The sequence below is a fragment of the Flavobacterium sp. genome, from assembly GCF_027482425.1.
Lineage (GTDB): Bacteria > Bacteroidota > Bacteroidia > Flavobacteriales > Flavobacteriaceae > Flavobacterium.
The window spans coordinates 43,297-51,954 of record NZ_JAIXWA010000018.1 but is presented as its reverse complement, the minus strand read 5'-3'; the positions used below and the strand labels follow the sequence as shown (position 1 = coordinate 51,954).

General features: G+C 41.6%; 8 protein-coding genes. 6 read left to right on the top strand and 2 right to left on the bottom strand.

Annotated elements, in window-relative coordinates; genetic code table 11:
• Positions 1–404 precede the first annotated feature (404 nt).
• Entirely contained in the window at positions 405–1,352 is a 948-nt protein-coding gene (gene trxB, locus Q0037_RS01500) for a thioredoxin-disulfide reductase (RefSeq protein WP_297514359.1), read from the top strand.
• A gap of 278 nt (positions 1,353–1,630) precedes the next feature.
• Here trxB and rho read toward each other — a convergent pair whose 3' ends face one another.
• Entirely contained in the window at positions 1,631–3,538 is a 1,908-nt protein-coding gene (gene rho, locus Q0037_RS01495) for a transcription termination factor Rho (RefSeq protein WP_297514356.1), read from the bottom strand.
• 190 nt (positions 3,539–3,728) lie between these two features.
• Here rho and Q0037_RS01490 point away from each other — a divergent pair, with 190 nt between their 5' ends.
• The 3 genes from Q0037_RS01490 (at position 3,729) to Q0037_RS01480 (ending at position 5,369) form a co-directional block, all read left to right on the top strand.
• A complete protein-coding gene (locus Q0037_RS01490; protein ID WP_297514353.1) occupies positions 3,729–4,142 on the top strand; it encodes a DUF4293 family protein in 414 nt (137 codons plus the stop codon).
• A gap of 88 nt (positions 4,143–4,230) precedes the next feature.
• Entirely contained in the window at positions 4,231–4,740 is a 510-nt protein-coding gene (locus Q0037_RS01485; protein WP_297514350.1) for an STM3941 family protein, read from the top strand.
• Positions 4,741–4,814: 74 nt separating this feature from the next.
• Positions 4,815–5,369 (top strand): porin family protein, encoded by a 555-nt coding sequence (locus Q0037_RS01480; RefSeq protein ID WP_297514346.1) that lies wholly within the window; start codon positions 4,815–4,817, stop codon positions 5,367–5,369.
• Here the strand turns inward: Q0037_RS01480 and Q0037_RS01475 are convergent.
• Positions 5,366–5,878, bottom strand: coding sequence for a metallophosphoesterase family protein (locus Q0037_RS01475; RefSeq protein WP_297514366.1), 513 nt, complete (start codon positions 5,876–5,878; stop codon positions 5,366–5,368). The genes Q0037_RS01480 and Q0037_RS01475 overlap by 4 nt on opposite strands.
• A gap of 108 nt (positions 5,879–5,986) precedes the next feature.
• Here Q0037_RS01475 and truA point away from each other — a divergent pair, with 108 nt between their 5' ends.
• Together truA and Q0037_RS01465 are read left to right on the top strand one after the other, a co-directional pair.
• The gene (truA, locus tag Q0037_RS01470; protein ID WP_297514343.1) at positions 5,987–6,736 is read left to right on the top strand and encodes a tRNA pseudouridine(38-40) synthase TruA; all 750 of its coding nucleotides are present in this window, start codon (positions 5,987–5,989) and stop codon (positions 6,734–6,736) included.
• 3 nt (positions 6,737–6,739) lie between these two features.
• Positions 6,740–8,497, top strand: coding sequence for an ABC transporter ATP-binding protein (locus tag Q0037_RS01465; protein ID WP_297514340.1), 1,758 nt, complete (start codon positions 6,740–6,742; stop codon positions 8,495–8,497).
• Positions 8,498–8,658: the final 161 nt, after the last annotated feature.

Genomic DNA, 8,658 nt, shown 5'->3' with positions numbered 1-8,658 from the left:
TAAGGCGTGTCCACTTTTTCTTGAGCAACTAACCCACTACAGGATATACAATCCTGCTTTTTTAAACATTACTATTTTTTGAAAACATATGGACGCAGCCTGCTAAGGCGTGTCCACTTTTTCTTGAGCAACTAACCCACTACAGGATATACAATCCTGCTTTTTTAAACATTACTATTTTTTTGAAAACATATGGACGCAGCCTGCTAAGGCGTGTCCGCTTTTTCTTGAGCAACTAACCCACTACAGGATATATAATCCTGCTTTTTAATCCTGAACTCATTTTCACTACTATATTTAGTATAACCTGAACTTATGATAAAATTGTTAATTACAATTTAGTTTTCACGTAAATCAAAAAGAGAAAAAAGTAACTTTGTGTCACTTAAAAAACACATTACATCATGTCAGACGCAATAGAAAAAGTAAAATGCCTAATTATTGGTTCGGGGCCAGCCGGTTACACCGCTGCAATTTATGCCTCTCGCGCCAATATGTTTCCTGTGCTATACCAAGGAACACAACCTGGCGGTCAGTTAACTACCACCAACGAAGTAGAGAATTTCCCGGGCTATCCTGAGGGCGTTACGGGCCCAGAAATGATGGTACAACTGCAAGAGCAGGCTAAACGCTTTGGTGCTGATATTCGTGACGGATGGGTTACCAAAGTTGATTTCAACGGCCCCATTCATAAAGTTTGGATTCATGACAACAAGGAAATTCATTGTGAGACGGTCATTATTTCCACAGGAGCCTCAGCCAAATATTTGGGATTAGCTTCTGAGCAACATTACCTTCAAATGGGAGGAGGTGTTTCTGCCTGTGCCGTATGCGATGGTTTCTTTTACCGAAATCAAGAAGTCGTTATTGTGGGAGCTGGAGACTCGGCTTGTGAAGAAGCCCATTATTTATCCAAACTTTGCAAGAAAGTAACGATGCTAGTACGCAGTGAGAAGTTTAGAGCTTCCCGAATCATGGAAGATCGCGTGCGAAAAACCGAAAATATTGAGATACTCATGCACACTGAAACAGTTGAAGTTTTAGGTGATGGACAAGTTGTCACGGGCGTAAAAGTTGTCAATCGCGCGAGTGGTGAAACCCGCGAAATTCCGGCTACTGGTTTTTTTGTAGCCATTGGCCATCAACCCAATACCGAAATTTTTAAGGACTACATTACATTAGATGAAACAGGCTATGTCATTAACACTCCCGGCACATCCAAAACGAATGTACCGGGCGTTTTTGTAGCCGGTGATGCCGCCGATCACGTGTACCGGCAAGCGATCACGGCTGCGGGAACAGGGTGTATGGCCGCGTTGGATGCCGAACGCTATCTTGCCGCTAAAGAATAATTTACACAAAAATAAACGTAGAAGAGTCGCCCATTGCGGCTCTTTTTTTTTAACAAAACTGCTTACTGATCACTGAACACTGATCCGGGCGATCCCCTTCGGTCGGGCTTTCGGCAGTCGCTGCCTCCGTTCCTCCGGCGAGCTTCAACAATGCCTCAATCCCTATCGCGGCACGGTGCAAAAAACAACTTGGGTAAAAAAATAAAACCTAACAGGTTTTAAAAACCTGTTAGGTTTACTACTATTTCAATACAAACCCTCTAAAAGCCTGCACTTTTTTAATCATTCATCGAAATCAAAAACTCATCATTCGTGCGTGTTTTTTTGATTTTATCATTGATGGTATCCATCGCTTCCACCGGATTCATATCGGCCAAAAACTTGCGTAAAATCCACATACGCTGTAAGGTTTTCTCATCCAATAACAAGTCGTCACGACGCGTGCTCGACGATGTAAGGTCAATCGCTGGGAAAATACGTCGGTTAGCAATCTTGCGATCCAATTGAAGTTCCATATTCCCCGTTCCTTTAAATTCCTCAAAAATGACCTCGTCCATTTTTGATCCCGTTTCCGTTAATGCCGTAGCAATAATACTTAACGAACCACCATTTTCAACATTACGCGCCGCACCAAAGAAACGTTTTGGTTTTTGTAGCGCATTGGCATCTACCCCACCACTCAACACTTTTCCGGAAGCCGGCTGCACTGTATTGTAAGCGCGAGCCAATCGCGTAATCGAATCCAATAAAATGACTACGTCATGACCACATTCCACCAATCGTTTGGCTTTTTCCAAAACGATATTGGCAATTTTTACGTGCTCTTGCGGTTCACGATCAAAAGTCGAAGCAATTACTTCTCCACGCACACTTCGCTGCATGTCGGTTACCTCCTCAGGACGTTCATCAATTAACAATACCAAAAGATATACTTCAGGATGATTGGCGGCAATCGCATTGGCAATATCCTTCAACAACATGGTCTTCCCTGTTTTAGGTTGCGCCACAATCATCCCGCGTTGTCCTTTTCCAATCGGAGAGAACAAATCAATTATACGTGTAGAAACCGACGCTTGCTTGGCATCCATTTTAAACTTTTCTTGAGGGAAAACAGGCGTCAAATGGTCAAAAGAAACCCGATCACGCACCACTTGGGGGTCATGTCCGTTTATTTTTAAAACTTTAACAAGAGGGAAAAACTTCTCACTTTCTTTAGGAGGTCGAACCACCCCTTTGACTGTGTCTCCGGTTTTCAAACCAAACAAACGAATCTGAGATGTTGATAAATAAATATCGTCAGGAGAAGCCAAATAATTGTAATCTGAAGAGCGTAAAAAACCATACCCGTCGGGCATCATTTCTAAAACACCTTCACAATCGATAATGCCGTCAAACTCATAATCGGCATCCCGAACATTTTGGGTTTTCTTAAATTTATTATTTTGATTGGCGTAGGATGAATTTCCATTTCCATTCGTATTCCCGTTACCATTGGGATTTCCATTACTATTGGTATTCGATACAAAAGCAGGCTCCGATAGTGGAATATCTACATTTGGACCTGGGGGTACAAACTCAGGGCGACTTTTTTGCGGAGGTGTTCCGGCTGGTTTTCGCTCCTCTTGTTTTGCTCCACGGATAGGCTCTATAAAATCAGCAGGAAGGGATTCCGTAGTGATTTGTGGCGGCATAAAAGGTTCGTAATCCACAGGAGCTCCAGTAATATTGGGCGTAACAATGTTGCGTTGAAACGGTTTTCGTTGACGATCTAGAGCGTTTTCACGACCTTCTCTAACAAAAGATTTTGGTGTTTCCTCCGTAGGAGGTATTGTGGTTTCAGTAGCCAAAGAAGGTACTGACTCAACTTGTTTTGGCTTCCGTCCACGACGCTTTGGTTCTTCATTTGTATCTTCAACTATCGTATCCCTTGGGGTTGCTTTAGGCAACTCGTTGGAGGAAAACAAATCAGTAGTATCAGATTCTTGTGTCGAAATCCGGGGTCTTCTTCCGCGTTTTGATACGCTGGGTTGGGGTGTTTCCCCTCGATTGACAGCTTCTTGATGCGCAATAATCATTTCAATGAGCGCTTCTTTTTTTACACCGGCAAATTTTATGGTTTGTGCCAATTTGGCAATATCCTGAAGCTCAGAAAGCTTCATGGTTTTTAATGTTGAAATGTCAAACATACAATAATAACAAAGCGATTAAATTAGGGGTCTTTCTAAATACAATACAGTGGAGTTTTAATCGAGAAATAAATTCCGTGGGATTGAAGTAATTACGGAATTACCCTGCAATAATACGAATAAAAATTCAGGGCACAATAGTTTTTTAAAAAAAGAAATACTATTTTTGAGCCTCAAATTTGAAAGGGAAATGTTTCAACGCATTCAAACACTTTACATGGCTGGAGCCATTCTTTCTTCAGGATTTCTGGGTTATGTTTTTCCGCTGTGGAAAGACGCCAACGGCAAGGATTTCTTCTTCATGATGGAAGTTTCTTACTTAGCAATCTCTGGGGCAGCAACCGCGCTTATTGCTATGAGTATAATTTCCTTTAAAAACCGAAAACAACAGTTCGTATTCAACCGACTGTCCATCATATTAAATTTAATTTTATTAGGATTATTGATTTACCGCTCACTAAACGTATCCGGAGAAACCCCAACGGTTTCAGAGAAGGGTATTGGGATGTTCCTTCCTATTTTTTCTATCGTACTTTTGGCTTTAGCTAATAAAGCCATCAAAAAGGATGAAGATCTCGTAAAATCTGTGGACCGTATTCGGTAAACCTGTAAACTTAGTTTATTAGTGCGTTAAAATCCGTTTCTTTAGGAACGGATTTTTTATTTTTGACATAATTTTAAACAACTTTTCGATGACACCCCCCTTACATATCGCGCAAAAGAAAACAAAACTTTGGATTTCATTACTCGGCGCAATTTGTTTTGTTAGTATGGGCATTTTTATTCTTTCCAAACCCCATTCCATTCATTCATGGGCGCCTTTTTTTGGATGGGCCAGTATCCTCTTTTTTGGATTAACGGGTGTGTTAAGTATTAAAAAACTGTTGGATACACGTCCCGCTTTAATCATCAACGACAACGGAATTTGGGACAATACCACGTTTACCCAAGTTGGACTCATCACATGGAATTCCATCACCCAAATAACCCACCATAAAGTAGTCAATAATCACTTCATTTTTATATACACCAAAGACCCCGAAGTATACCTCAACAAAGTCTCTGGGATATCCTTACGCATCCTCCGAAAAAACCAACAAGGATTTGGAACCCCTTTTACCATCAATGGCAATGGCGTTCGTTTTGATATCGCACAACTACACGAACTCCTTCAATCAGAATGGGAAAAACACCATAAATAAACCCCTTAAATCACTTTATTGAGCAATGGCACAATGTTTGTCACGCGTTTTTCGTAATTCAAAAAAAATATTTCATGAAAAAGTATCTCTTAACTGTAATCTTTAGTGTTACTGCAGTCCAATTTGGAAACGCACAATTATTAAAATTTGGCGTGAAAGCTGGTGTTAATTTTGCCAACTACAATGGCGGATCCGTACAAGGTATCGATTTCTCAACACTCACCAGTTACCATGCAGGGATGGTACTCGAAGCAAAAATAATGGAGAATTTTTCGCTACAATCCGAACTCCTATACTCTACCCAAGGCGCAGAGTTAAACGGATTCGGAACACAAGTAAAAAATGAATTAGGCTATCTTGCTGTTCCTGTATTAGCCAAATTCTACCTCACCAAAGACGGTTTAAGCTTAGAAATAGGTCCGCAAGCTTCACTATTAGTCAATCAACGCAATTCTTTTTCACTAGGAGATGCCCAAACGTTTGATTTCGCTTTGGCCGGCGGACTTAGTTTTAAAATCACTAAAGAACTATTTGTTTCGGGACGGTATCTCGCGGGACTCACCGAACCCAAACGCGAGGCAGATGTCAAAAATGCCGTCATACAATTTTCCGTAGGCTATTTATTCTAAACCTCACGAGGCAATGCACGCAAACCCAATTCAATAATTTCTAAATCTTTAATGTTTACCCCATCAATGACCATTCGTAATAGGGTTCGAACGTGATGAAATCCGTGAATACCCGCCGCTCCGGGATTCAAATGCAAAAGATTTAGAGTTTTGTCAAATTGCACTTTCAAAATATGGGAATGCCCACAAATAAATACTTGGGGTGGTTGCGCCTTTAATTCTTCTCGAATCGCTGGATGATACTTCCCAGGATATCCCCCAATGTGTGTAATCCAAACGGAAACTTGCTCACAAAAAAAACGGTTATGCAACGGAAATTCAGCACGCGCTTGATGATCGTCAATATTGCCATACACAGCGCGTAAGGGACGCACCTTTTTTATCGCATCTGTCACTGCTAAATCGCCAATATCACCTGCGTGCCACACCTCATCTGCCCATTCCACATGATGCATAATTCGGGCATCAATATGACTGTGGGTGTCGGATAAAACTAAAATTTTTCGCATCAAAACAAACCAAAAAAGGCTTTGCAAGATACATGGTTTTCTTAAGAAATGATTCACTATTCCCTAAGCAAATCTTTGTACCTTTGCCCGTGAAAACCCCACAATGCTTTGAGATATTTCATCGAATTTGCTTACAAAGGCGCTGCCTATCACGGCTGGCAATACCAACCCAATGCCTCGTCGGTTCAAGAAACACTGACCCAAGCATTATCGTTAATGCTTCGTGAGTCTGTTGAACTAACGGGCGCAGGACGAACCGATACTGGTGTGCATGCCCGACAAATGTTTGCGCATTTTGACAGTGAAGTTCCTTTTGTTTTCGCTGAGTTAATAAAAAAATTAAACGCGTACCTTCCCAAAGACATTGCAGTTTGGGACTTCTATACGGTGGCCCCTAAGGCACATGCGCGCTTTGATGCGACGCAACGAACCTATGAATACCATATTCACCGTCGCAAAGATGCCTTTGAATGCCAAAATAGTTGGTTATTCCCGCATCCCTTAGACATCAATCGAATGAATGACGCCTGCAAACTGCTTTTAAAACACACTGATTTTGAGTGCTTTTCGACGTTGCATACCGATGTCAAAACATTTTTTTGTAAACTCACTCATGCCGAATGGACATCCCAAGGTGACCGTTGGATTTTCACCATCAGCGCCGATCGTTTTCTACGAAATATGGTGCGCGCCATCGTCGGAACATTAATCGATATTGGAACGGGAAAAACGAGTTTAGACGACCTTGAACAAATTTTAGCGAGTAAAAACCGTAGTAAAGCGGGATTCTCGGTCCCAGCCCACGGACTCTACCTCACCGAAGTACATTACCCCTACATCCCCTTTCGGGCACGATAACCTATGAAAGCAAAAGCCTTTGATTCCAAACTTTTCCAGCGAATTCTCACCTATACTACCCCTTACAAATTGTTGTATCGGGGCGTTGTGGCTACGGCTATTCTTCTATCGATAGTTACGGCTTTACGCCCTTTTTTGTTAAAAAAAACAGTAGATGTGTATATCGAACCCAAGGACAGCTATGGCCTGTTATGGTATGTGATTCTGATGGGCATTGTGCTGATCTTGGAGGGGGTTTTCCAGTTTTTCTTCGTTTACTGGGCCAATTTATTGGGACAAAATATCATTCGTGATATTCGTCAACAATTGTTCTCCCATTTACTTCGCTTTCGAATGAAATATTTTGATACCGCACCCGTAGGGCAATTGGTGACCCGCACAGTTTCGGATATTGAACAAATAGCACGTATTTTCAGCCAAGGCCTTTTTATGATTATCAGTGATTTACTGAAAATGGTAGTAGTACTTGGATTTATGTTTTATATGAACTGGAGGCTTACCCTTATCGTAGTCGCTGCCATGCCTCTTTTGGTCTATGTTACGCGCATTTTTCAACGCAAAATGCAAGTGGCCTTTGAAGAAGTGCGCCACCAAGTAGCCGCCATGAATACTTTTGTGCAAGAACGGGTCACAGGCATGAAAATTGTCCAACTTTTTAACCGTGAAACTATTGAATACCAAAAGTTTAAAGAAATCAATCAGAAGCACAATAAAGCCTGGATGAAAACCATTTTGTACAACTCCATTTTCTTCCCGATTGCCGACATCATCTCCTCGCTCTGCCTTGCACTAGTAGTTTTGTATGGCGGATTTCGAATTTTAGATGGCGACAAATTCACCACGTTTGGCGACCTGATTTCGTATACCATGTTTATCGGAATGCTTTTCAATCCCTTGCGTCAAATTGCCGATAAATTCAACGAAATGCAAATGGGTATGATTGCTGGAAATCGCGTTTTTGATGTCCTTGATGCTCAAGAAGATAAACAGGAAGGTGGAACCCTTGAAGCGCCTCAATTTAAAGGTAAAATTGAGTTACAAAACGTACGATTCAGTTATATCCCTGGTGAAGAAGTTTTAAAAGGGATTTCGATTCATATCCAACCCGGACAAACTATTGCTATTGTGGGATCCACAGGAGCTGGAAAATCGACTATCATCAATTTATTGAATCGTTTTTACGAAATCGACTCGGGAACCATCACCATTGATGATACCCCAATCCATAAGTTTACACTCCCCAGTCTTCGTCGACAAATTGCTATAGTTTTACAAGATGTCTTTCTTTTTGCCGATACGATTTACAACAACATTACCTTGGGCAATCCCAATATTAGCCGAAAAGATGTCGAAGCCGCCGCCGCCCGAATCGGAATTGCCGACTTTATTGAATCACTCCCAGGAGGCTATAATCATGACGTAAAAGAACGCGGAGTCATGCTTTCTTCGGGACAACGCCAACTCATTGCATTCTTGCGGGCTTACCTCAGTAACCCGAGCATTTTAATTCTGGATGAAGCCACCTCCTCTATCGATACCCACGCCGAGGAACGCATTCAACACGCTACCGAAACCATCACCAAAGGACGAACAGCCATAGTGATTGCGCACCGTTTGGCCACTATCGTCAACGCCGATACCATTATTGTGATGGAAAAAGGAGCAATCGTTGAAACGGGTAACCACCAAGAACTCTTGCAATTGGAAAATGGCTATTACCGAAAACTTTACGAATCTCAATTTTCGGAGGCGCCTCTGTAATTAAATTGGAATACACTTTGTTTTTTCAAATCAAATTCATCAACCATTCTATCCCATTGAAACCTTTTTATAAGAAGCCATAACGAATCGGAAGCTGCCTCAAAAAAAGGAAGTGTACCCTGCTGAATTTTTTGATCTAAATTTGAGTGGCAAGCCTTCGC

What these genes read in the sequence shown, in the direction of transcription:
- trxB (WP_297514359.1), top strand. Translation starts at nt 405, where the DNA reads ATGTCAGACGCAATAGAAAAAGTAAAATGCCTAATTATTGGTTCGGGG.
- rho (WP_297514356.1), bottom strand. Translation starts at nt 3,538, where the DNA reads ATGTTTGACATTTCAACATTAAAAACCATGAAGCTTTCTGAGCTTCAG.
- Q0037_RS01490 (WP_297514353.1), top strand. Translation starts at nt 3,729, where the DNA reads ATGTTTCAACGCATTCAAACACTTTACATGGCTGGAGCCATTCTTTCT.
- Q0037_RS01485 (WP_297514350.1), top strand. Translation starts at nt 4,231, where the DNA reads ATGACACCCCCCTTACATATCGCGCAAAAGAAAACAAAACTTTGGATT.
- Q0037_RS01480 (WP_297514346.1), top strand. Translation starts at nt 4,815, where the DNA reads ATGAAAAAGTATCTCTTAACTGTAATCTTTAGTGTTACTGCAGTCCAA.
- Q0037_RS01475 (WP_297514366.1), bottom strand. Translation starts at nt 5,878, where the DNA reads ATGCGAAAAATTTTAGTTTTATCCGACACCCACAGTCATATTGATGCC.
- Q0037_RS01465 (WP_297514340.1), top strand. Translation starts at nt 6,740, where the DNA reads ATGAAAGCAAAAGCCTTTGATTCCAAACTTTTCCAGCGAATTCTCACC.